18 protein-coding genes are annotated in these 21,854 nt (G+C 64.1%); 7 read left to right on the forward strand and 11 right to left on the reverse strand.

What is annotated here, in order from left to right:
- Window positions 1–98: 98 nt before the first annotated feature.
- The gene (locus tag ACE191_RS04140) at window positions 99–830 is read right to left on the reverse strand and encodes a hypothetical protein (RefSeq protein ID WP_400190920.1); all 732 of its coding nucleotides are present in this window, start codon (window positions 828–830) and stop codon (window positions 99–101) included.
- A gap of 20 nt (window positions 831–850) precedes the next feature.
- Window positions 851–2,017 (reverse strand): tRNA 2-thiouridine(34) synthase MnmA, encoded by a 1,167-nt coding sequence (gene mnmA, locus ACE191_RS04145; RefSeq protein WP_400190921.1) that lies wholly within the window; start codon window positions 2,015–2,017, stop codon window positions 851–853.
- A gap of 212 nt (window positions 2,018–2,229) precedes the next feature.
- Here mnmA and ACE191_RS04150 point away from each other — a divergent pair, with 212 nt between their 5' ends.
- Complete coding sequence (locus tag ACE191_RS04150) at window positions 2,230–2,853, forward strand: hypothetical protein (protein WP_400190922.1); 624 nt, start codon at window positions 2,230–2,232, stop codon at window positions 2,851–2,853.
- A gap of 5 nt (window positions 2,854–2,858) precedes the next feature.
- Here the strand turns inward: ACE191_RS04150 and ACE191_RS04155 are convergent, their stop codons facing one another.
- From ACE191_RS04155 to ACE191_RS04195, 9 genes are all read right to left on the reverse strand, one after another.
- Window positions 2,859–3,695, reverse strand: coding sequence for a maleylpyruvate isomerase N-terminal domain-containing protein (locus tag ACE191_RS04155; protein WP_400190923.1), 837 nt, complete (start codon window positions 3,693–3,695; stop codon window positions 2,859–2,861).
- A gap of 260 nt (window positions 3,696–3,955) precedes the next feature.
- A complete protein-coding gene (trmB, locus tag ACE191_RS04160) occupies window positions 3,956–4,612 on the reverse strand; it encodes a tRNA (guanosine(46)-N7)-methyltransferase TrmB (RefSeq protein ID WP_400190924.1) in 657 nt (218 codons plus the stop codon).
- Window positions 4,613–4,716: 104 nt separating this feature from the next.
- Complete coding sequence (locus ACE191_RS04165; RefSeq protein ID WP_400190925.1) at window positions 4,717–6,039, reverse strand: bifunctional folylpolyglutamate synthase/dihydrofolate synthase; 1,323 nt, start codon at window positions 6,037–6,039, stop codon at window positions 4,717–4,719.
- A gap of 86 nt (window positions 6,040–6,125) precedes the next feature.
- Window positions 6,126–7,037: a hypothetical protein gene (locus ACE191_RS04170; RefSeq protein ID WP_400190926.1), complete on the reverse strand. Its 912-nt coding sequence runs from the start codon at window positions 7,035–7,037 to the stop codon at window positions 6,126–6,128.
- A 202-nt stretch (window positions 7,038–7,239) separates the two neighbouring features.
- A complete protein-coding gene (locus tag ACE191_RS04175) occupies window positions 7,240–7,653 on the reverse strand; it encodes an ExbD/TolR family protein (protein ID WP_400190927.1) in 414 nt (137 codons plus the stop codon).
- A gap of 75 nt (window positions 7,654–7,728) precedes the next feature.
- The gene (locus ACE191_RS04180; RefSeq protein WP_400190928.1) at window positions 7,729–8,439 is read right to left on the reverse strand and encodes a MotA/TolQ/ExbB proton channel family protein; all 711 of its coding nucleotides are present in this window, start codon (window positions 8,437–8,439) and stop codon (window positions 7,729–7,731) included.
- Window position 8,440: 1 nt separating this feature from the next.
- Window positions 8,441–9,571 carry an SPOR domain-containing protein gene (locus tag ACE191_RS04185; RefSeq protein WP_400190929.1) on the reverse strand — a complete coding sequence of 377 codons (1,131 nt, stop codon included), beginning with the start codon at window positions 9,569–9,571 and terminating at the stop codon, window positions 8,441–8,443.
- Window positions 9,572–9,719: 148 nt separating this feature from the next.
- Entirely contained in the window at window positions 9,720–11,423 is a 1,704-nt protein-coding gene (locus ACE191_RS04190; protein ID WP_400190930.1) for a hypothetical protein, read from the reverse strand.
- An 81-nt stretch (window positions 11,424–11,504) separates the two neighbouring features.
- Complete coding sequence (locus ACE191_RS04195; RefSeq protein ID WP_400190931.1) at window positions 11,505–14,726, reverse strand: tetratricopeptide repeat protein; 3,222 nt, start codon at window positions 14,724–14,726, stop codon at window positions 11,505–11,507.
- Window positions 14,727–15,317: 591 nt separating this feature from the next.
- On the opposite strand from ACE191_RS04195, the gene ACE191_RS04200 reads away from it, so the two are divergent.
- The 6 genes from ACE191_RS04200 to ACE191_RS04225 all read left to right on the forward strand — a co-directional run bounded on the left by ACE191_RS04200 (window position 15,318) and on the right by ACE191_RS04225 (window position 21,850).
- Window positions 15,318–15,704 carry a hypothetical protein gene (locus ACE191_RS04200; protein WP_400190932.1) on the forward strand — a complete coding sequence of 129 codons (387 nt, stop codon included), beginning with the start codon at window positions 15,318–15,320 and terminating at the stop codon, window positions 15,702–15,704.
- A gap of 145 nt (window positions 15,705–15,849) precedes the next feature.
- Complete coding sequence (locus ACE191_RS04205; protein ID WP_400190933.1) at window positions 15,850–16,185, forward strand: hypothetical protein; 336 nt, start codon at window positions 15,850–15,852, stop codon at window positions 16,183–16,185.
- Window positions 16,186–16,412: 227 nt separating this feature from the next.
- Entirely contained in the window at window positions 16,413–16,736 is a 324-nt protein-coding gene (locus tag ACE191_RS04210; RefSeq protein ID WP_400190934.1) for a helix-turn-helix domain-containing protein, read from the forward strand.
- The gene (locus ACE191_RS04215) at window positions 16,737–19,973 is read left to right on the forward strand and encodes an IPT/TIG domain-containing protein (RefSeq protein ID WP_400190935.1); all 3,237 of its coding nucleotides are present in this window, start codon (window positions 16,737–16,739) and stop codon (window positions 19,971–19,973) included.
- 407 nt (window positions 19,974–20,380) lie between these two features.
- Window positions 20,381–20,923, forward strand: coding sequence for a GNAT family N-acetyltransferase (locus tag ACE191_RS04220; RefSeq protein WP_400190936.1), 543 nt, complete (start codon window positions 20,381–20,383; stop codon window positions 20,921–20,923).
- A gap of 294 nt (window positions 20,924–21,217) precedes the next feature.
- Complete coding sequence (locus tag ACE191_RS04225) at window positions 21,218–21,850, forward strand: helix-turn-helix domain-containing protein (protein WP_400190937.1); 633 nt, start codon at window positions 21,218–21,220, stop codon at window positions 21,848–21,850.
- Window positions 21,851–21,854: the final 4 nt, after the last annotated feature.

Below are 21,854 nucleotides of genomic sequence, written 5' to 3' on the forward strand. Positions count from 1 at the left end.
CCACCCGGCCTGCAGAAGAATTTCTTTCCTTTGCTCCAAGCAAAACGCCGGGAAGCTCCCAGCAGGACTTCCCGGCGCAAAGCACGAGGCTCGGTTAGTTATTGGCCTTTCTCGATCAGTCGCTCGCGCAGCTCCTCCCCCACGATGACGTAGTTGGTGCCCACGGCGCAGGCCGGCACCTCAATGCCCTGGCAGTAGTTAAGCACCCGCTTTTCGCGGTAAATCGGGCCCACGCCCTGGGCAAAGATCTGCCGCTGGCTGCGCCGGTAAAACAGCGTGTCGGGGCTGGGGTCGACGGTAGTGACGGTGCGCGGGTAGGTCTGGCCAGCGACGGTGGCCGGCTGGCCCACGGCGCGGTAGTAGCGGTTTTTGGCCACGATGGTGTCGCGGTCGTTGTAGGCGTTCTTGTTCCACTCGGCGCCCTCTTTCACCGGGTACACCAGCTCCAGGATGCGGCGGTTGTTGCGCGACACGGCCACGCCGGTGGGCAGCACCGTCACAGTCAGCACGCTGTCGTCCTGCCAGGCATCGGCGGCGGTGGGGCGCTGCGAGCGAACCAGGCGGTAGGTGAGTTGCCCGGTGGCGTCCTGGTAGCTTTCCACTACCCGCTCGCGGCGCTGCGAGCGGGTGACGGTGGGCACGTTGTTGGCCCAGCGCGCCACTTCCACCTCGTATACCCAGTAGGCGCCCACGGCCAGCGGGTAGTAGCCGGCCTCGCCGGGCTCGGGCTTCACCGTTTCGGTGCGGCAGCCGCCCACAGCCAGCAGCAGGCCCGCCGCCAGGGCGGCCGCCGCGCGGCGCCGGGGGAGAAAAGCAGAAAGCGACATCATGCGGGCAGAAGAAAGTAGGCTCAGGAAACCGGCAGTACGGGCAGCGGCCGGGGCACGTTCAGCTCAGCCGGGCTGCGCTCGATCCAGCCGCCGCCCAGCACGTCCTGCCCGTCGTAGAACACGGCCGCCTGGCCGGGGGCAATGGCGTGCACAGGCTCGGGGAAATAAACGTACACTTTTCCGTCTTTTTCCTCCAAAAACGAGGGCGCGCCCGCGTGGTTGTAGCGCACCTTGGTGGTGGCCGGCACCAGCCCACGGCCTGCCAACGAAGCGAACTTGCCGTGGTTGACGCGGCCCACCACGGTGGCAGTGCGGGCCAGCTCGTCGAGGTTGCCCAGCACGACTTCGTTGGTTTCGGGGCGGATTTCCACCACGTAGGCCGGGTAGCCCAGGGTTACGCCCAGGCCCTTGCGCTGCCCGATGGTGTAGAACGGGTAGCCCTCGTGGCGCCCCACCTCGGTACCATCAGTAAGCACGAAGCGGCCACCGGCCACGCGCTCCTCCAAGCCTTCCACGCGCCGCTTCAGGAAGCCGCGGTAGTCGTTGTCGGGAATAAAGCAGATTTCGTAGCTCTCGGGCTTGTTGAGCAGCTCGGTGAAGCCGCGCTGGCGGGCCTGCTCGCGGATTTCCGACTTGCGCAGCTCGCCCAGCGGGAAAATCGTGCGGGCCAGGCTTTCCTGCGACACGCCCCAGAGGGCGTACGACTGGTCTTTGCTTTCGTCGAGGCCCTTGCTGATGACGCAGCGGCCGTTTTCGTGGCGCACTTGGGCGTAGTGGCCGGTGGCAATGAACTGGCAGCCGAGCTGGTCGGCGCGGCGCAGCAGCGCATCCCACTTGATGTGGGTGTTGCAGAGCACGCAGGGATTGGGCGTGCGCCCGGCCAGGTAGCCGTCCACGAAGTCGTCGATGACGTGGCCGCCGAACTCCTGGCGAATGTCGATGATGTAGTGCGGGAAGCCCAGCTGCACGGCCACCTGGCGGGCGTCGTTGATCGAGTCGAGCGAGCAGCAGCCGGTTTCCTTCTTCGAGCCGCCGGCCGAGGCGTAGTCCCAGGTTTTCATGGTCATGCCGACCACTTCGTAGCCGGCTTCGTGCAGCAGCACGGCCGCAACGGAGGAATCGATGCCGCCGCTCATGGCGACGAGGACGCGCCCTTTGGACGGCGTCGGGGTGGTTTCTGGAGTCATAGGATGGCGCCCGGGAGGTCAAAGTTCCCGGCCGAAGCGGCAAAGGTAACACGCTTCGGCCGGGTTGGGTTTCCTACCTTTGGCTCAGCGTGACACGAAACAGGTGACACGTGACAGGTTGTTTGTTGCGCCCTGTCACCTGTGACGTGTTACCTGTCACCTGTTACGTGTTACCCACCACGGGTCACCTATCACCTGTTACCCCGTTTCCCTTGGCCCTGCTTCTTCCCGTCATCGTTCGCGGCATCAACAACCTCTCGGACGCGCGCTACTGCGCCGGCATGGGTGCCGAATACCTCACCTTCCGCCTCGACCCCGGTTTGCCCGGCGCCGTCACGCCCGAGCTGGTGCAGGAGCTCAGCAGCTGGATTGCCGGCGTGCACCTCATCGGCGAGTTCGGCGAGCTGCCCGCCGAGCAAATCAACGCCCTGGCCAGCCGCTGCGGCCTCCACTCGGTGCTGCTGCACCGCATGCGCCGGTCCGAGGAAATGGCCGAGCTGGCCTTGCCGGCCCTGTCGCTGGTTGCCTGGATTCCCGACATGCTGCCCGAGGACGTGGACAACCGATTCCGCTCCCTGGCGCACTTCGCGGGCCTGGTCTTTCCCGAGCCGCCCGCCCAGCCCCTCACCGACTTTCAGCTGGCCCACCTCAGCGAGCAGGCCCGCGCCTACCCCATCTGGCTGGCCCCCAGTTTCGCCCCGGACTCGCTGCGCAGCCTCATCGAGCGCGTGCACCCGGCCGGGCTGGTGCTCGAGGGCGGCGACGAAATCCGCCCCGGCGTGCGCGACTTTACCGAGCTGGAAGCCATTTTCGAGCTGCTCGAAGACGAGGAGTAGCCGGCTCAGGCCATTACGGCCGTCAGCGAATAAAACGGCGCCGTAAGCTCCTGCGGCCCGGTGCAGCGCAGGCTGTGCCGGGCCGTTTCGGCGTCCAGCTCGCGGGCAAACAACCGCCAGGCCACGGTGCCATCCAGCTCGATGCGGGCCGCCGGCGCGGCTACCGCCGGCCCTAGTTCCCAGCCCGGGGCGCCCCGGTGCAAAAACCACTGACCGGCGCCCGGCCCGGTTATTACCAGCTGCAGCACCGTGCCCTCGGGCGCGGCTACCGCGCGGTAGTGGTGCGGCAGGGCGCGCAGGGAGGTTTCCAGGTAGGGCTGGTACAGCTCGGGGGCCAGCAGCGCCGCTTCGCCGCGGCCCACGGCCTGGCGAATCTGCTGCTGGTGGTGCCACTTCTCGGTGTACTCCCGCGCCACGTGAAACCAGTTCGGCGACTCGGCCTCGCCGGCCCAGGCCACGGCAAACGCCGCCGGCGCCCCGGGGTCGAGGGTGTGCAGAAAGGCGCAGTACTCGCGGCCACTCTGCTCCAGCAGGCCCAGCACCACGGCCGGGCTCAGCCGCCGCGTCGCCCGAATCCAGTCCGCGTTCAGCTCGTTGAGAAAAGCCACCAGCCCGGCGTGGGTCGACACGTCGCCCGCGGGAGCCACGCCGAAGTGCCCGTCGCGCAGCATGGACAACGTGCGCAGGTTACCGTCGAGCAGGTGCAGGGCCACGTCCATCACCCGCCAGCGCGGGGCCAGGGTGGGCCGTTCCCATTCCTCGGGGCTCAGACCGCGCAGGAAGCGCAGCAGCAGCTCATCCAGTACCGGAAACAGTGTCAGGGTATCGATGGGAGGCTTCATGGGTTTTATGGGGTGTCAGGCTTCGGGTGACAGGTGACAGGTAAAACGTACGCCCGAACCGGCGGGCGCGATTTTCTAGCTGTTGCGCATGGCCTTCTAGTTGACTTGTGCGGGCTTCTAGCAGTTCGGTATGGGTGTCTAGTTGTTCCGTGTGGGTGTCTAGCAGAAGCGTGTGCCCTTCTAGCAGAGGCGCGCGAGCGGCCGCGGCATCCGGCAGCCCAGCTGCCCCGCTCCCGGTGGCCTCATCACCTTATACCACCTCAAAACGAGAAGTGCAGGTACTTGATGGGTACGCCCAGGGCGCGGTATTTCCGCTCGTAGGTGGTCTGGATGTCGTAGGCGTGGGGCAGCAGGCCGGTGGTTTGGTACAGGTCCTTGGTGAAGACCAGGTTCGGGGCCTGCCGCTCCTGCAGCAGCTCCAGGGTGTAGTCGAACAGCAGCTCGGAGTCGGTTTTGAGGTGCACCAGGCCGCCGGGGCGCAGAATCTGGCGGTACAGCTCCTGGAAGCGCGGGGCCGTGAGGCGGCGCTTGGTGTCGCCCAGGCGCGGGCGCGGGTCGGGGAAGGTTATCCAGATTTCGTCCAGCTCGCCGGGGCCGAAGTGCTCGAGCAGCTTTTCGGCCTGCATGCGCAGAAAGCCCACGTTGGTGAGGCCCTTTTCCTCGGCCAGCCGGCTGCCGCGGTACATCCGCTCCCCTTTGATGTCGAGGCCCAGGAAGTTGCGTTCGGGGTAGCGCTCGGCCATGCCCACGGTGTATTCGCCCTTGCCGCAGCCGATTTCCAGGGTGATGGGGTGGTCATTCTTGAAAAAATCGGCCTGCCAGCGGCCGCGCAGGGCCCCGAAGGTGTCCTTGCCGGGCTCTACAATGTCGGCCCGCTGGGCATTTTCGGCGAAGCGCTTGAGCTTGATTCGACCCATATAGGGAAATTGTGCTGATGTGGGGAAATGGGCTGATGGGCCAATGCCAATCAACCGGTATGCGCCGTGTAGCGCGAATGGTTCTGGTTGTCTTGCCAGGCCGGCTACACCTGCTCCGCGTCGTGGTCGTACAGGTCGGGCACTTCGGCCACCACGAAGGTGCTGCCGCCCACGAACACCACGTCCTCCGGCCCGGCGGCGGCGCGGGCGGCGACCAGGGCCTCGGCTACGCTGGAGTAGGCCATGCCTTGCAGACCAGCGGCCAAAGCCTGCGCGGCCAGCTCTTCGGCCGGCAGGGCCCGCGGAATGTTGGCCTGGCAAAAGTAGTAGGTGGCCTGGGGCGGCAGCAAACCCAGCACCGGGCCCGGGTTCTTGTCGTTGACCACGCCCAGCACCATATGCAGCTGCCGGTGCGGTACCCGCGCCAGCTGGGCCAGCACCAGCCGGATGCCCGCCTCGTTGTGGCCCGTGTCGCACACCACCAGCGGGCGGCGGCCGATGATCTGCCAGCGCCCGCGCAGCCCGGTGAGCTGCTGCACCGCGCGCAGGCCCGTGCGCAGGTGCTCGTCGCTGATGACCAGGCCCTGGCGGCGCAGCTCTTCCACCACCGCCAGCACCCCGGGCAGGTTCAGCCGCTGGTAATCGCCTACCAGGCCCAGCTCCACCTCGTCGAGCCAGAGCTGACCGTTGCGCCACAGGCGCAGGTGCTGGCTGGCCGCCGCGGGCGCGTCGCGCAGCAGCTCGGCGCGGTAGTGGTCGGCGGCAAAGCGCAGCGGTGCCCCTACCCGAGCGGCCGTTTCCTCGAACACCGCCGCTACCTCCGGCTGCCGCTGGCTGATGACGGCCGGCACGCCGGGCTTGATGATGCCGGCTTTTTCGGCGGCAATCAAGGTCAGCGTGTCGCCCAGAATGGCCTGGTGGTCGTAGCTGATGTTGGTGATGAGCGACACCAGCGGAGTGATGATGTTGGTGGAGTCGAGGCGGCCGCCCAGGCCCACCTCCACCACGGCCACGTCTACTTGCTCGGCGGCAAAATAGTCGTAGGCCAGGGCCACGCACATCTCGAAGAAGGATGGCCGCACCTGCTCAAACAGTTCGCGCCAACGGGCCACCCACTGCACCAGGTACTCGGGCGTCAGCTCCTGGCCGTTGAGGCGGATGCGCTCGGTGAACTCGCGCAGGTGCGGCGAGGTGTAGAGGCCGGTGCGGTAGCCAGCGGCCTGCAGCACGGCGGCCAGCAGGTGCGAGCTGCTGCCCTTGCCGTTGGTGCCCGCCACGTGCACGGCCCTTAGTCCCCGCTCGGGGTTTCCCATGGCCGCCACCAGCTGCTGCACGCCCACCAGCCCGTCCTTGAAGCCGGCCGCGCCCACCCGCTGAAACATCGGCAGCTGGCCGTAGAGAAAGTCAAGGGTTTCCTGGTAAGTCATGGCGGCGGGCTGATGCGGGTGCAAAAAAACGCCGCCGGCCGGAGAAATCCGACCGGCGGCGCCAAATAGCTGAAGCGAAGCGGGGCTTACTCCACGCGGAAGCGGTAGGTGTAGAAGCCCGTGGCCCCGCCCGTGCCGCCCTTCACGCGGCGAAAAGTGGCCTTGTTGCTTACCGCGTCGATGCAGGCCTGCACCTGCCGGGCCGACATGTTGCTGGTGACCTTGGTCACGGCCACGATTTCGCCGTCCTCGTCGATCTTGATTTTCAGGCGCACGTAGCCGCCTTCGTTGTCGAGGGCCTCCACGCGCGGGGTATTCTCGAAGGCCCAGCCGCTGTTGCCGAACCCGTCGCCCATGCCGTCGCCGCCGCCCGAGCCGCCGCCGCTGCCGGGCGAGCCATACAGGGCCCGCCCGTCGAGGGTGCCTTCGGGGCTGCCCTGGTCGCCCACGGTGCCGGGCTTGTCGCCGTTGTTGTTGCCCGAGGGCGAGTTGCTGCTGCCGCTGGCGCCGTTGCCGCCGGCATTGGCCGCCGCCCCGCGGGGCGTAAACACGGCCCGGCGGTCAACCTTGGGCTTCTCGGGCTCGGGCTTGGGCTCCTCGCGCGGCTTCTCCACGGGGCGCTCGGCGGGCTTTTCCACCGGCGGAATCTTCACGTCGTTTTCCTCGGCTTCGCTGGTGATGATGCGCTCCTCGGCGGGCTGCTCGGCCACCGGCGGCGTGCGCACGGCGGGCTGGGGCTCGGGGTCGGGCTGCTGGGCGGGCGGGCGCGAGTCTTCGCGGTTGGGCGAGTCGTTGGCCGGAGCCGTGGTCTGGATGTCGCCCGAGCCGGCGTCGTCGAGGCCGTAGTTCAGCTCCACCCCGCCCCCGCTGTTGAGCACGATGTCGTCGGGCGGGTTTTTAAAGACAATCAGCAGAAACGCCAGGGCCAGCAGCCCGTGCACCACGAGCGTGCCGATGAGGGCCTCGCGGCGGTGCTCTTCGCGAAATTCAACGGCCATGAGAAGGGAAATTTAGTAGGTGGTATTAGGTAGTTGGTATTGGGTAGTTGGAGGTAGTAGCTGGCCGGGAAAGCCTGCGGTGCAGGCCGGCACAAATCCTACTACCTGGTACCTGTTTCCAACTACCAGCTTAAACAACGCGCCCCGGTGCGACTGGGGTTCAGCGCATCGGGGCAAGTTCGGGGCCAGCTGGAAAAATCGCCTAGCCCTGGCCCGAGGCCTGCTCAGCGGCGGTGGCCATGACCATCTTGATTTTAAGGCGGTTGCCGATTTCCAGGATGTCCACCAGCTTCTGCACGTTCAGCGACTTGTCGACGCGCAGCACCACGGTGGTTTCCTCGGAGCCCTGAATGCGCTGGCGCAGGGCTTCTTCCAGCCCGCCGGGGGCCAGGGGCTGGCGGTCGAGGAAGTACGAGCCATCGGCCGTGACCGAGACGTTGATGGTCTGCTTCATGACGGCCTTGCCCGAGCGGGCGTTGGGCAGCAGCAGCTTAATCACGTTGGGGTTGACCATGGTCGACACGATCAAAAAGAACAACATCAGGAAGAACATGATGTCGTTCATCGAGCTGGTCTCGACGTGCGAGGAAAGCTTACGACGGCGGCTAAGGTCCATTGTCAGTTGCCAGTTGCCGGTTGCGAGTTGTCAGGCAGTTCTAAAACGAACGGACAATTCGCAACCGGCACCTGATTAGTTGTCCTGAAGAATATCCATGAACTCGATGGCCGAGTTTTCCATGCGGAACACCAGGCGCTCCACCATCAGGGTCAGGCCGTGGTAGCCCATGTGGGCGATGATGCCCACGATCAGGCCGGCGGCCGAGGTTACCATCTTGGTGTACAGACCACCCGAAATCTGGGCAATGCCGAAGTCGCCGGTGGTGCTGATGGCGTAGAAGATCTTGATTACGCCGATGATGGTACCCACGAAACCCAGCATGGGCGCGATGCCAGCCACGATGCCCAGCACGCTGATGTTCTTTTCGAGGCGGGCAATTTCCACTTTGCCCACGTTCTCCACCGACGTTTCGATGTCTTTGAGGGGAATGCCGATGCGGCGGATGCCCTTCTCAATCATGCGGGCCAGCGGCGAGGCCGTCTGGGCGCACACCATCTTGGCGCCCTGCAGGTCGCCCTTCACCATCAGGTTCCGGATCTGGCCCATGAAGCCCTCGGGCAGCGCGGCGGCCTTGCGGATGGTGATGTAGCGCTCGATGATGATGTAGATGGAGAGCAGCGAGAGCAGCAGAATCGGAATCATGATCCAGCCCCCTTGCAGGACCAGGTCGATGACGGAAAGCGAATCGGGCTGGGCGGCGGGCGCCGCGGCAGCGGCGGCCTCGGGGTTGGTGGCGGAGTCGGCGGCAGCGGTGGTTATCTGCAGCAGAAAGGGTGCAATCATGCTAATAGTTGTAGACCAAAATGTCGGAGCCGTATTGCTTGCGCAGAGCGGGCAGGCTCTGCTGCGCCTGAGCCGGGGTGGCGAAATCGGCTACGGCGAGACGGAAATGGCGGGTGCCTTTTACTAAGCGGCTGCCCCGGCGCGGCAGCAGCACCACCGCAGCCTTGCCCTTGCGGGCCAGGTTCTGGCGGGCCTGCTCCACGGTTTTCCACGACTGGAAGGCGCCGGTAACCACGTAGAAACGATTGGTGACGCCCGAAATGGTGGTGGCCGTGCGCGTGGCGGCCGGCGTTGCCGCTACTGACGAAGCGGGCTTGACGAAGGTTGCAGGGGCGGGCGCGTTGGCCGCGGGTGCGGCCGTCACGGCTTTTCTGGTGGCCTCGGCCACGGCTTCGGTCGGCAGCTCGGCGGGCTTGGCTATTGCAGGCTGCTCCTCGGGGGTGCCGTCGGGGCGAAAGGGCTCGGCAAAGTCGCCCCCGGCCAGGTTGGCTGCCTGGGTGCGCTTGGGCGCCGGCGCCGACTTATCGAACACGCTCAGGCGCCACTCCTGCGGCACGTAGTCGGTCATCACCAGAAACTGGTACTGGGCCGAAATCAGCATGGTGGCGGCCACGGCGTAGAACACGCGGCGCAGGCTGCGGCTGCGGCGGGCGCCGCCCAGCTGCGGTACGGGCAGCTCGCGGCTCCGCTCCCGGGCCAGCAGGGCATCGGTGGCGCGCACCGGGCGCGAGGTCAGCTCGGGCAGGCCGTAGCTGGCGGGCAGCAGGTTGGCCGCGCCGGTGAACTCGAAGTCGAGGCCGCGGCCGGCCACCCGCCGGAAAATGCCGATGCCGGGCAGCTCGGTGCGCTGCTGGCTGTCGAGCTCCTGCTGCAGGTGGGCCACCGCGTCGCGCACCTGCTGGCGGGCCTGCCCGGCCGTGAGGCCCTGGCTGCGGCTCAGCGCGTCCACAAGCAGGCCGTCGTTGCGGGTCAGCGACTGGTTGAAGGCCACGCGCTTGGCCGGCGGCGCCAGGGTATGCCGCACCGGGTGCAGGCGGGCCGGCTCGTAGTCGGCAATCAGCCCCCCAAAATCCGGGATGATGACGCAGTCATGGTCGCGCAGCAGGCGCTGCAGGTGGTCGGATAGCTGCATTGATTTTCGGTGACAGGTAACACGGGACAAGTGACCGGCAACAGGTGGTGGGTAGTCGGGCTTCGGCAGGGGCAACTTGGGTTGCCCAGGCTTTCGGCGGCTTACGCACCACTTGTTACCGGTCACTTGTTACGTATCACTCAGGAAGTTAAAACTGGTAGCCGACGCCGGCCAGTACGTTGATGCCCTTCACCGGATAGTTCAGGAATCGTTCATACTTCCGCCCCAGCAGATTGTTGCCCAAAACAAAGAACGACAAGTTTTCCGAAAAGCGGTAATCGGCCCGCAGGTTCAGGTCCACCACGGCGTCGGTGGCCTTGAGCTGCTCGCGGAACTGCGGGGTAACCACGCCCACGGGGTAGCGCACCGAACCGTAGCTTGAGCTGAGCCCGTACAACTCGCCACCCAGCAGCAGCTTATCGTACATGTTGTAGGAGGCAAAGAACACGCCCTGGAAGTTGGGCCGGTGAAAGGGCTCGGCCAGGGTTTTCACGTTGTAGCCGTTGTAGTCGACCTTGGTGCCCACGCGCAGCTTTTCGGCCGCGTTGTACACCAGCTCGCCGTGCACCTGCACCAGCTGGGTGGCCTTGGGGTCGTAGAGCAGCTCGTAGCGGGTGGTGTCGCGGCGCGAGAGGTTGTAGAAGTACAGGTTCCGGTCGTTGCTGAGCGTGACCTTCACCGAGGCCTGCAGGTTGCGCACCGGGGCGGCGTTGAAGCCGAAGAATACGGTGGGGCCGCGGCGGGTGTCGGCCACGCGGGCCTGCGGGCCCAGCCAGGCGTTTTCCTGGGTCAGGTCGTAGAGCGACACGCGCTGCAGGCCGCCGCCGAGGCCGCCGAAGAGCACGAACTTGTCTTCGACCACGGTGTACCCCACGCGCACGGCCGGGTAGAAGCTGGCCTGGCGGGCGTCGTTGATGGTGTCGCCGGTGTAGCCCACGGTGCCGCCCACCGACACGTCGAGGCGGGTGCCGATTTTCTGCTCGTAGGCCGCCGTGGCCTGGGCAAACGGCCGGCTCAAGGAAAACGCCGAGTCCTTCTGGGAAATAAACGACAGGTCGCCGTCGAGGCGCACGCGGCCTTTCTCGGTCACGTAGTAGGCCGTGCGCAGCGTGGCGTACACGTCCGACTCGCGGGCCTCGAAGTGGTCTTTCCAGTAGCGGTAGCCGGCGGCCACGTCGTACTGCAGGGCCGCGTCCCGGTCGCGGTTGCGCAGGTAGGCCTGGGCATCGACGCGGTAAAACACCTGCTTGATGCTATCGGGCGCGGGCTTGGGCTCCAGCTTGGGGTTGTAGCCGTAGAAGTTGGCCCGGTCGCGGCCCAGGTTCACGCGGGCACCCAGAGTCATCGGGCCGTTGTACCGCTCGCCCATCAGCTGCAGCTTGCTCTGGGCCACCGACGAGTTCTTGCCGTCGACCGGCCCGCGGGCCGAGGAGAGGTGGTTCAGATCGAGGCCGTAGGCGTAGTCGGCGTTGCGGGTGGTGTGCAGGTGGGCCTGCCCCAGCAGGGAGGCGTAGTTGCCCACGCCCAGGCGGGCGTAGTTGCCCTGCAGCGGGGCCAGCTCCTCCTGCTTGATGGTGAGCACCCGCACCGAGGGGTTCAGGTTCTGGCTGGGCAGGCGGAAGTCGGGAAAGGTGTAGCGGATCTGCCGGTCGGTCTTGGGCGGGGCGGCCAGCTCGATCTTGTCGAAGTTGCGCGCCGCCTCGGGCAGCTGGTTTTCGCGCTCCTTCACGATTTCGATTTCGGCCTCTTCAATTTTGCCGCCGCGCGGGCGCGTGGGCTGCGCCAGGGCCGGAACGGCGGCCGTGGCCAGCAGGGCCGCCAGGGCAACGCGCCGATTAGAGGAAATGCTCATTCAGGGACTGAGGGCTGAGGATTCGGGGCCGGCTGCGGCACCCGGTTCCGGGGATTCGAAAAGGGAACTGCTGCGGGCCGCTTATTCGTCGCCCGACTCGTCGCCGGCCGAAGCCGGCGCGGCGGTGTTGGTCGAGTCCTGCTGCGGCTGCAGGGAATTGCGGGGGGCGGTGCGCTTGCCGGTGGTGGCGGGCGCCTTGGTGCCGGCCGGCTTGGCGGCGCCGGGCTTGCCGGTGCCCGTGGCCGGGGTGGCTGGCTTGGCGCCGCCCGCCGGGGCGCCCGCGTCGAGGGCCGCCAGCTTCTGCTTGGCCGCTTCCATGATTTCCGCCACCGGGAATTTGTTGTCGATGATGGAGCTGAGCGTGGCGCGGGCCTGGAAGGTTTCGCCCTGGGCCAGGTACACGTCCGAAATCAGTAGGAAGGCGCGGCCCAGCCACAAATCGTACTGGTTGAAGTCGGAGTTGAGGCGGAAGGCCGCGTCGAGGGCCGGCTCGTACTTTTTCTGCTGAAACAGCACCTCGGCCAGGGTGTACTGGGCCTCGGCCCCGCTCACGTCGGTGTTCTTGGCGGCTGCGGTCAGCTCGGTCACGGCCGCGTCCAGCTCGCCGGCCTTGTAGCTGGCCTTGCCGATGTAGAGCTGTGCGGCGCTCAAGATGGCCGGCGTGGCGCTGCCCTCGGCCCCGATTTCGGCGGCCACGCGCTTGGCACCGGCGTAGTCGGCGGCCTCGTAGTAGCTGCGCACCAGGCCCAGGCCGGCGGTGGCCCGCTCGCGGCGGTTGCTGGTGCTTTCGCGCAGGCGCAGGTAGTACTTGGCGGCCTCCGCGTAGTTCTTGTTTTCAAACTCCAGCTCGGCCACCCGGCCCACGGCGCGGTTCACGTACTCGCTCTTGCCTTCCTCCACCACGGCTTTCAGGCGCGGCAGGGCCTCGGCTTTCTTGCCGGTTTTCAGGTAGGAGTCGGCCAGGAAGAAGCGCGCGTCGGAGGCCAGCACGTTCTGGCTGTATTGCTTGAGGTAGGCTTCGAGGCGCGGAATGGCCTGGGCGTACTTCTCGGCGGTGTACAGGGACTTGGCGGCCTCAAACTCCACGCTTTCCACGGCCTTGTCGTTGGGGTTGACCTGCTTGTAGGTGGCCAGCTCCTGGTCGAAATCCTCGGTGCGGCCCAGGGCCGAGAGGCTTTCCTGCAAACTCAGAATGGCGTTGGAAGCCGACTTGGTGCGCGGAAACTGGCTGAGCACCTGCTTGAAGTCGGTCACGGCCTTCTCGTGCTGTTGCAGGTTCTGGTAGGCAATGCCGCGCTTGAGCAGGGCCTGGGGAATCAGCGGGGAGTTGGGCCGGTTCTGAATCAGGCGCGAGAAGCCCTCCACGGCGGGCTGAAACGAGCCGCCCTCGAAGTCGAGCTGGGCCTGCTGGTACACCGCGTCGTCGGCGTAGCGCGAGTTGGGCGAGGTGCGAATCAGCGTCTGCAGGGTTTTGGCCGCGTCGTCCTTGCGCCCCATCATGCTCAGGGCCAGGCTTTTTTGGTAGTAGGCAAAGTCCTTGTCGGCGGCGTTGGCCTGAATCACCTTGTCGTAGAGCTCAATGGCCTGTCCGTAGTTTTTGGCCACGTAGTAAGTGTCGGCCAGGCGCAGGGTCACGTCGTAGTAGTTCGGGTCCTGGGCGGGCTTGGCGGCCTGGTCGCCCAGGAAGGCCTGGAAGTAGGGCCGGGCCTTGTCGTACTGCTTGTTGTTGTAGTAGGCGTAGCCCAGGCCGTAGCGGGCTTTCTGGTCGAAGTCGGTTTGGGCGGCCGCGCCCGAGCGGGTGGTGGTCAGGGCCGCGTTGTAGGCCCGGATGGCCGGCTCGTACTGCAAACCCACCGAGTAAATTTCGCCCTGCAATACCTGGGCCGCGGCCCGAATGGCGTCGTCCTGGGGCTGGCGCAGCGACTTCTCCACCAAAGGCAGCGCCTCGCCGTAGCGGCCGCTGTTGTAGAGCGTGGCGGCCTGGTAGTAGGCCACGCGCTGGTAGGTGGCGTTGAGCTTGGGCGTGCGCTCGTCGAGGCCTTCGAGGTAGCGCAGGGCGCGGGCGTAGTCGGAGCTGCCCAGGTAGGCGTCGGAGAGCAAATCGTCGGCCACGGCGCGGTTTTTCGAGCGCGGGTACTTCTTGCCAAACTCCTCCAGCGCGTCGATGGCGTCGGGGGTGTTGCCCAGCTCGTAGCTCACCTGCGCGTACTTGAGCTGGGCGTTTTCGGCCACCTGCTTGTCGAAGGAGAGCTTGCGGGCCGCGTCAAACGAGTTTAGCGCGAGCTGCTTGGAGTTGTTCTGGATGTAGCTCAGCCCGAGGTGGTAGGCCGCGTTCTGGCCCAGGGAGTCGCGCTGGGCGGCCACGCCTTTCAGCGAGTTGATGGCGCCCTTGAAGTCGCCCTGCTTGAAGTTGGCGTAGCCGATCTTGTAGAGCACCACCGGCTCGATTTTCTTGCGGCCGGCGGCGTACTTGTCGAAGTACTCGGCGGCGCGGGCAAAGTCCTGCTTCTGGTAGAAGGCGTCGCCCACCAGCAGCTGAATCTCGTCGGCGCCCTGGGGCGGCGGGGTCTGGGCCAGGGCCTTGGTGCCGTAGTCGACGAGCCCGTCGAGGTTGCCCTCCTTGTAAAAGATCTGGCTCATGATGGCCGGCACCACGGGGCGGTAGGCGTCGTTCTGCTCGGCCACGCTCAAGTCCTGGCGGGCGGCGGCGTAGCTACCGGCCTTGAAGGCCAGGTAGCCGGCGTAGTAGCTGCTGGCGTAGCGGTACTGATGGTCGCCCTGCTTGTTGCGGTCGAAAATCAGCTTGGCCTTCTCGAAGTCCTTCTGGGCAAAGTAGCTGTAAGCGAGCTTGAACTCCGACTCGGCCCGCTGCTCGTTGCCCAGGTTGTCGGGGGCCACGCGCTGCAGGTACTCGGCGGCGCGCTTGTAGTCCTTTTTGTCGAAGTAGGTTTTGCCCAGCTCGAAGAAGGCCGAGGCCGCCCGCGGGTGGGCCGGGTTGTTTTCGGCAAAGGCCAGGATGCGGCTTTCGGCGTCGGGGTGAAACAGGTAGAGGCCGCTGACGGCGTAGTAGTACTCGGCGTCGACGGTCCGGTCGCGCAGCTCGCCGGTGCGGCGCTGGGTGGTTTCCAGGTACTGCTGAAAGGCGGCCTGGGCCGCGCCGTACTGGCCGCGGTCGAAGAGTTCGAGACCTTCGAAGAACGGGCGTTCCTCGTGGGTAAATTTCTGGGTATGCTGGGCCTGCAGGGCCAGCGGCGTCGCGGCGCTGAGCGAGGCCGCCAGCGCCAGGCGGGGAAGAAACTTCATTGGCGGAGCGTTGCGGGAAGGAAGGGCCCCGGCGGCCCGGTGGTGTTCAAAAGTAGGGAAAAATGCCCGCGGGTTGCGGGGTTTCTGGCCCCAGAGCCCAAACGGCAGTTTACCCGAAAATGATACGCCGGGTGGCTGGGGCAGATTGGGCTGGCTGATAAGGGTTAGCCACTCCCCTGCCGATGCGCGTGTAGCGCCGCGTAACCCCTGTGCTATTGCGGTTTCCGAACCCATGTCGCGGCGGCTGTAGAGACGCATAGTTGCGTCTCAATCTTCCGCGCCGGATAGGTGTTGTCGTTCAACGGCGTAGAGACGCGCCCCATCGCGTCTCAATCGTTTGCGCCATTCGCCCGTCGTCGTTCAACGGGGAGACGCAAGTATGCGTTTCTACATCGGGCGGCAATCCGCTGCGGAACAACGCTGCCCGCGGTTTGCTTCGTCGCCCATGCTTACTTTAGCGCCAGCCGACGCAACGCTTGCCGCTACCCTTGCAACGGCCGTAGTAGCGGTTATCAATCCACCGTTGGTATGATAACCGCTACTGAAGGCAGCTGCGGTTACGGCAATCAGATGTTGGGCAAAATTTAATAAATGAAAAGTCGAGCAAAAGTAATAATATGGATTTCTGTTTTTGCAATAGGTGGATTAGCTGTTCTCTTCTGGATAGGCTTCCAAACGATGGAAATTGAGGACAGGTACGGAGGTTTACAAGAAATATATTATCAAGCGGAAAATGGAGATATTATAATCGACTCTAATAAAAGAGCTGGATTCATTTACAAGGACTCACACAGGATATTTGTAGAGGAAAATGAATGCATGAAAGATTTGAACAATTGGGTTGGCGTGAACGGTGAAAAATTAAAGATAAACGTGTATCGGCCCGAATACCTTGAAACTTTCACAGAAAATATAACATCTGAAAAACTAATAAAATTTATAGAAAGCCAGAAGCTTGACCCAATAATAACCAAGTAAACAAACTTCCCCCAACAAAGTATAAACGTCACCTCGGCCGACTGCCTTCGGCGTCGTTTATACGAGGCCGTTGTACGTAATGATTTGACAACCCTCTATGTATAGAAAATTGACGGCTTTAAACTTCTTACTAGTCAGTATCGCAATGTCCCTGTTTTCGTGTTCTTCTGATACTGATGAAAGTATACCGGGCTATCAACCTCATGAAATCATTGTTGTTACACTCAACCTGGAAGCAAACCAAAATATTGAAAAAATAGTGTTGCAGGCGGAGAGCAGCAAAGACAGTCTGCTAAAGCCTGAAATTACCAATAAGGCATCCGTTAAACTGAAATGCCCGCAAAACGGAGAAGGAACATACTCACTTTGTGTTTATCGAACGAATGACACGCTGTGCTCCCCAGAAAGCTATATAGAAGGCGGATACCGACCCAAACTAGTACTAAAGAGGAATATGATTGAAGTAGTAGAGTGGCATTAATAAGCAACCCTACTGCCAATACCAGTTTCCCCTACCCCGAGCTTCGCCATTCCTCTGCCTCTCAAGCCGCTCCAGCTACACGGAGCGGCTTGCTGCTTTAGTAGGCCGAGCAGTCAGCAGCTTGCGCTGTTTTTCTGCAAAATTTCCAAAACAGCGCAAGCTTAGTCGTTTACGCTGCGCTGTTTTGTGATAAGTTCACAGAAAACAGCGCAACCTTTTTCCGGCTGATGCCTCGCCAGATTGCTTCCACGGCCTTGCTGGCCCGCGTCCGCAGCTGGCTGGGCCTCTCCCAAGCCGATTTAGCCCTCTACCTGGGCGTCAGTCAATCCCTGCTGCAAGCCATTGAAAGCGGCCCCAGCGCCCCCGTCAGCGTGGCGCTGGGGCCGCTGCTGCACCAGCTGCCGCCGCCCGAGGTGGTGCTGGCCCCGCCCACCGGGAGAAAATACCCCAAAGCGGGTATTGCCCTGCCTGTTCCGAGCGGTAATTTTGCTTTTCTGGCTTTGCCTGATCCTGGTTTAATCCGCTTTTTGCCTTCTTTTTCTTTCTTCTGAATGCACACCCTTACTCATTCTTGGCGGCCCGGTGCCGGCAACTTGCGCCGCGGGCCTCAGGGCCTGCTGCTTTCTACAGATGGTGGCATCAACCGGACGGTTTACGGGCCGGGTGCTTTCGCCGGTCAGACGGCCCGGCGGCTGGCCGGGTACCTGTGGGCGGGGCTGGCGGCGCTGGCCCTCGTGCTGCTCACCCTGGTCCCCGCCGCCGCGCAAACCTACAGTATCACGACGCGGGCCGGCAACGGCACGGCGGGCTTTAGCGGCGATGGGGCAGCGGCCACCAGCGCCCAACTCAATGGCCCGCAAAATGTAGCTGTCGATGGCAGCGGCAATGTCTTCATCGCCGACGCTACGAACCAGCGCGTCCGCAAAGTGAATGCGGCCACGGGCGTGGTAACGACCGTGGCCGGCACGGGCTCGGTAGGTTTTAGCGGCGACGGGGGGCCGGCCACCAGCGCCCAGCTCAATTTCCCTACCGGCGTAGCCGTCGATGGCAGCGGCAACCTCTTTATTGTCGACCGAATTAACAACCGCATCCGCCGGGTAAGTGCGGCCACGGGCGTGGTAACGACCGTGGCCGGCACGGGCTCGGTAGGTTTTAGCGGCGACGGGGGGCCGGCCACCAGCGCCCAGCTCAATTTCCCTACCGGCGTAGCCGTCGATGGCAGCGGCAACCTCTTTATTGTCGACCGAATTAACAACCGCATCCGCCGGGTAAGCGCGGCCACGGGCGTGATAACCACGGTGGCCGGCAACGGCACGTCGGGCTTCAGCGGTGACGGGGGACCGGCCACCAGCGCCCAGTTCAATGCCCCTTTTGGTATGGCCGTTGACGGCAGCGGCAACCTCTTCATCACCGACGCCATTAACCACCGCATCCGCAAGGTGAGCGGGGCCACGGGCATCATCACGACGGTGGCCGGCAACGGTTCGGCGGGCTTCAGCGGCGACGGGATGGCAGCCACCAGCGCCCGGCTCAACTTACCTCAGGGGGTGGCCGTTGATGGCAGCGGCAACCTCTTCATCGCTGACGGCGGGAACCGCTGCATTCGCAAGGTGAGCGCGGCCACGGGGGTGATAACGACCGTGGCCGGCACGGGGGGCACCGGGGGCTTCAGCGGCGACGGGGGGCCGGCCACCAGCGCCCGGCTCGGCAGCTCTTATGGGGTGGCCGTCGATGGCAGCGGCAACCTTTTCATCGCCGACCGAAACAACAACCGCATCCGCCGGGTAAGCGCGGCCACGGGCATCATCACGACGGTGGCCGGCACCGGTACGGCGGGCTTTGGCGGCGACGGGGGACCGGCCACCAGCGCCCAGTTCAACGACCCTCGCGGGGTGGCCGTCCACAGCAGCGGCAACCTTTTCATCACCGATACTGGAAACAACCGCATCCGCCAGCTGACGCCGGTAGTAGTGCCCACGCTCACGAGCCTGAGCCCCAGCAGCGGGCCGGTGGGCACCAGCGTGACGCTGACGGGCACGGGCTTCACCAGCGGCAGCACCGTCCGCTTCAACGGCACGGCGGCCACCAGCGTCACGTTCACGTCGGCCACCAGCCTGAGGGCCACCGTGCCGACTGGCGCCACCACGGGCAACGTGACCGTGACCACCCCCGGCGGCACCAGCAACGGGCGGAGCTTCACCGTAACGCTCCCGGTAGTGCCCACGCTCACGGGCCTGAACCCCAGCAGCGGGCCGGTGGGCACGAGCGTGACGCTGACGGGCACGGGCTTCACCAGCGGCAGCACCGTCCGCTTCAACGGCACGGCGGCCACCAGCGTCACGTTCACGTCCAGCACCAGCCTGAGGGCCACCGTGCCCTTCGGCGCTACCACGGGCAACGTAACCGTGACCACGCCCGACGGCACCAGCAACGGACGGAGCTTCACGGTGACGGTGATACCCGACTATACCTACACGATATCGACGTTTGCCGGTACGGGGGGACGGTCGGGCTTTAGCGGCGACGGGGGGCCGGCCACCAGCGCCCGGCTTAATTATCTCACCGGCGTGGCCGTCGACGGCAATGGCAACGTCTTCATTGCCGACAACAATAACTACCGCGTCCGCAAAGTGAATGCGGCCACCGGGGTAATAACGACGGTGGCCGGTAACGGCACGTTTGGCTTCAGCGGTGACGGGGGGCCGGGTGCCAGCGCCAGAATCTCGCGCCCGGAGGGCATAGCCGTCGATGGCAGTGGCAACCTGTACATCGCCGACTTTGGTAACAACTGCATCCGCAAAGTGAGTGCGGCCACCGGTGTGATAACGACGGTAGCCGGTAACGGCACGTTTATATCTGGCTTCAGTGGCGACGGGGGGCCGGCCACCAGCGCCCAGCTCGATGCACCGGAAGGCGTGGCCGTCGATGCCAGCGGCAACCTGTACATCGTTGACAGCAATAACTACCGCATCCGCAAAGTGAGTGCGGCCACGGGCATCATCACGACGGTGGCCGGCAACGGTACGGACGGCTATGGCGGCGACGGGGGGCCGGCCACCAGTGCCCGGTTTGATAACCCGGTTGAGGTGGCCGTTGATGGCAGCGGCAACCTGTACATCGGCGACAACAGAAACCACCGCATCCGGAAAGTGAGTGCGGCTACGGGCATCATCACAACGGTGGCCGGCTCGGGTCCGGCGGGGCCGGGGCCGGGCGGTTTCAGCGGCGACGGGGGACCGGCCACCAGCGCCCGGCTTAATTACCCTGATGGCATGGCCATCGATGGCAGCGGCAACATTTTCATTGCTGACCAGGGCAACCACCGCATCCGCCGGGTGAATGCGGCGACGGGCATCATCACGACGGTGGCCGGCAACGGCATAAACGTCTTCGGCGGCGATGGGGGGCCAGCCACCAGCGGCCAGCTCGCCAACCCGGGCGGGGTGGCCCTCGGTATCAGCGGCAAGATTTTCATCTCCGACATGTATAACCACTGCGTACGCCTGCTGACGCCCGCGAACGTCACGCCCACGCTGCCCGCGCTGGCCGCGGCAACGGTGCAGCTCTACCCCAACCCGACCCGCGGCGCCGTCACCGTACTGCTGCCCGCCGGGGCCGGTCAGGTGCAGGCCGAGCTGTGCAACGCTCTGGGCCAGCCTGTGCGCCGCCAAGCCGCGGCTATGGGCGCTCCGTTCACGGTGGAAACGGCCGGCCTTGCTCCGGGTGTCTACACCCTGCGCCTACAGGCCGGCACCACCACCCTGGCCAAGCGCCTGGTGGTGCAGTAAGAAACCCAGCCAAGCGGGCCTGGCGCTCGGTAAAGCAAAAAAGGAGGATGGGTGCGCTGCCCGCCCTGCTTTTTTGCTTTACCGAGCCATTGAACGTAACCCGACGTCGTGCCCCAGTTTAGCGAACCGCCTCCACCATAAGTTGGGCACGCGTTACGCGGCGCTAGACGCAAGCCAGTGGAAAGGCTAGCCCCGGGATTGATGCCGGCGGCTTGCTCCGCCACCAGTGCTTACCTTGGCATCTGCCGCCGCAACACCTGCCGCTAACCTTGCGCCGGCTACAGCAGGGGTTAATCAGTCTACCGCGGGCATGATAACCGCTACTGAAGACAGTTGGCGTAGCGGTAATCAGATGTTGGCGGTCATTGTAAAGTCTGACAAAACGGAACAATTTTATTCAGTAAAAAATGACAGACAAAAATTTTACGCCGTTTCCAGTTTTGAAAACCGAAAGGCTGACATTGAGGCAACTGGTAGACAGTGATGACAAAGAAATATTTGCTTTACGTTCAAACGACGACGTAAACAAATATCTTGGTCGGAAGCCAAGCAAATCACTTGATGACGCAAAAAACTTCATCCTTGCTATTAATGAAAGCATCCAAAAGAACGATGCACTTTATTGGGCAATTGCATTGAACGGCGCCGACAAACTAATTGGCACAATCTGTTTATTTAACTTTTCCGACGACAATTCAAAGGCAGAAATCGGGTATGAATTATTACCTGACTTTCAGGGAAAGGCAATAATGCAAGAAGCCGCTGCAGAAGTAATTGACTTTGGAATTCAACATATAGGACTAAATGCCATAGAAGCATATACTCACGCCGAAAACCAAAGCTCCACCCGACTTTTGGATAAATTACATTTTACAAGGCACCGTGCTGATGACGACAACTTTATGATATTTAAATTAATCCGTAACGCTGAAAGAACAACGAACCGCTAACAGTGTGTTTAGTGGCTGAAGTAGGGGTTACCAGCTTCAGTTTGTAAATCAGCTTTATGCCCTACAGCTTTATGCCCTACTGCATAAAGCATTTGCTCGCTACCGGTAGCTTTTCCCTTCCTTGCTCCTCAAGCCGCCCCAGTCCCCGGGGCGGCTTGTTGCTTTAGTGGATTGACCAGGCAGCGGGTTTGCGCTGTTTTTCTGCAAAATTTCCAAAACAGCGCAAGCTTAGTCGTTTACGCTGCGCTGTTTTGTGATAAGTTCACAGAAAACAGCGCAAACTTTTTCCGCCTGATGTCTCGCCCTATCACCTCTACGGCCTTGTTGGCCCGCATCCGCAGCTGGTTCGGCCTTACCCAGGCCCAACTCGCGCTCTACCTGGGCATCAGCGCCCCCTTGGTGCGCGACTTAGAATCCCAGCGCCGCACTCTATCCCATCCCGTGATGGTGGCGCTGGGGCCGCTGCTGCGGCACTTGCCGCCACCCGAGGTGGTGGCCGCCGCGCCCGCCCCCGATACTCCCCTGCCGCCAGCCACGCCCCCGCCCGACGCGGCCGCCCTGGACTTGCGCCGCCGCGAGTGCCTGCACCGGGCCGCCCGGCTGCTGCGTGAGGCCGAACAATTGGCGGCCCGCGCCCGCGTAGCCGCCCGCTGGGCCGCCGCCCTCCCCCAGCTGCTGCCGCCCGAGCCCGGCGCCGCCCCACCCAATACCCCGGCCGGGCAGGCGCTGGCCGATGCCCTGGCCCAGGCCGCCGACCCCCTCGACCCCAGCTGCGCCGAAGCCCATGCCCTTTGGCTGCGGAGCTGGCTGCGGCGCCGCGCCCGGCCCCTGTCGGCCGAGGAGGCCACGCGCTACCGCCGCCTGCGCGCGCAGGCTGCCGGGCTGCAGGCCGAGGCTGCTGCATTAGCCACCGAAATACCACAATAGAGTC

Origin of the sequence: Hymenobacter sp. B81 (genome assembly GCF_044628455.1) — a bacterium.
Lineage (GTDB): Bacteria > Bacteroidota > Bacteroidia > Cytophagales > Hymenobacteraceae > Solirubrum.

What these genes read in the sequence shown, in the direction of transcription:
- ACE191_RS04140 (WP_400190920.1), bottom strand. Translation starts at nt 830, where the DNA reads ATGATGTCGCTTTCTGCTTTTCTCCCCCGGCGCCGCGCGGCGGCCGCC.
- mnmA (WP_400190921.1), bottom strand. Translation starts at nt 2,017, where the DNA reads ATGACTCCAGAAACCACCCCGACGCCGTCCAAAGGGCGCGTCCTCGTC.
- ACE191_RS04155 (WP_400190923.1), bottom strand. Translation starts at nt 3,695, where the DNA reads ATGAAGCCTCCCATCGATACCCTGACACTGTTTCCGGTACTGGATGAG.
- trmB (WP_400190924.1), bottom strand. Translation starts at nt 4,612, where the DNA reads ATGGGTCGAATCAAGCTCAAGCGCTTCGCCGAAAATGCCCAGCGGGCC.
- ACE191_RS04165 (WP_400190925.1), bottom strand. Translation starts at nt 6,039, where the DNA reads ATGACTTACCAGGAAACCCTTGACTTTCTCTACGGCCAGCTGCCGATG.
- ACE191_RS04170 (WP_400190926.1), bottom strand. Translation starts at nt 7,037, where the DNA reads ATGGCCGTTGAATTTCGCGAAGAGCACCGCCGCGAGGCCCTCATCGGC.
- ACE191_RS04175 (WP_400190927.1), bottom strand. Translation starts at nt 7,653, where the DNA reads ATGGACCTTAGCCGCCGTCGTAAGCTTTCCTCGCACGTCGAGACCAGC.
- ACE191_RS04180 (WP_400190928.1), bottom strand. Translation starts at nt 8,439, where the DNA reads ATGATTGCACCCTTTCTGCTGCAGATAACCACCGCTGCCGCCGACTCC.
- ACE191_RS04185 (WP_400190929.1), bottom strand. Translation starts at nt 9,571, where the DNA reads ATGCAGCTATCCGACCACCTGCAGCGCCTGCTGCGCGACCATGACTGC.
- ACE191_RS04190 (WP_400190930.1), bottom strand. Translation starts at nt 11,423, where the DNA reads ATGAGCATTTCCTCTAATCGGCGCGTTGCCCTGGCGGCCCTGCTGGCC.
- ACE191_RS04195 (WP_400190931.1), bottom strand. Translation starts at nt 14,726, where the DNA reads ATGAAGTTTCTTCCCCGCCTGGCGCTGGCGGCCTCGCTCAGCGCCGCG.
- ACE191_RS04200 (WP_400190932.1), top strand. Translation starts at nt 15,318, where the DNA reads ATGAAAAGTCGAGCAAAAGTAATAATATGGATTTCTGTTTTTGCAATA.
- ACE191_RS04205 (WP_400190933.1), top strand. Translation starts at nt 15,850, where the DNA reads ATGTCCCTGTTTTCGTGTTCTTCTGATACTGATGAAAGTATACCGGGC.
- ACE191_RS04210 (WP_400190934.1), top strand. Translation starts at nt 16,413, where the DNA reads ATGCCTCGCCAGATTGCTTCCACGGCCTTGCTGGCCCGCGTCCGCAGC.
- ACE191_RS04215 (WP_400190935.1), top strand. Translation starts at nt 16,737, where the DNA reads ATGCACACCCTTACTCATTCTTGGCGGCCCGGTGCCGGCAACTTGCGC.
- ACE191_RS04220 (WP_400190936.1), top strand. Translation starts at nt 20,381, where the DNA reads ATGACAGACAAAAATTTTACGCCGTTTCCAGTTTTGAAAACCGAAAGG.
- ACE191_RS04225 (WP_400190937.1), top strand. Translation starts at nt 21,218, where the DNA reads ATGTCTCGCCCTATCACCTCTACGGCCTTGTTGGCCCGCATCCGCAGC.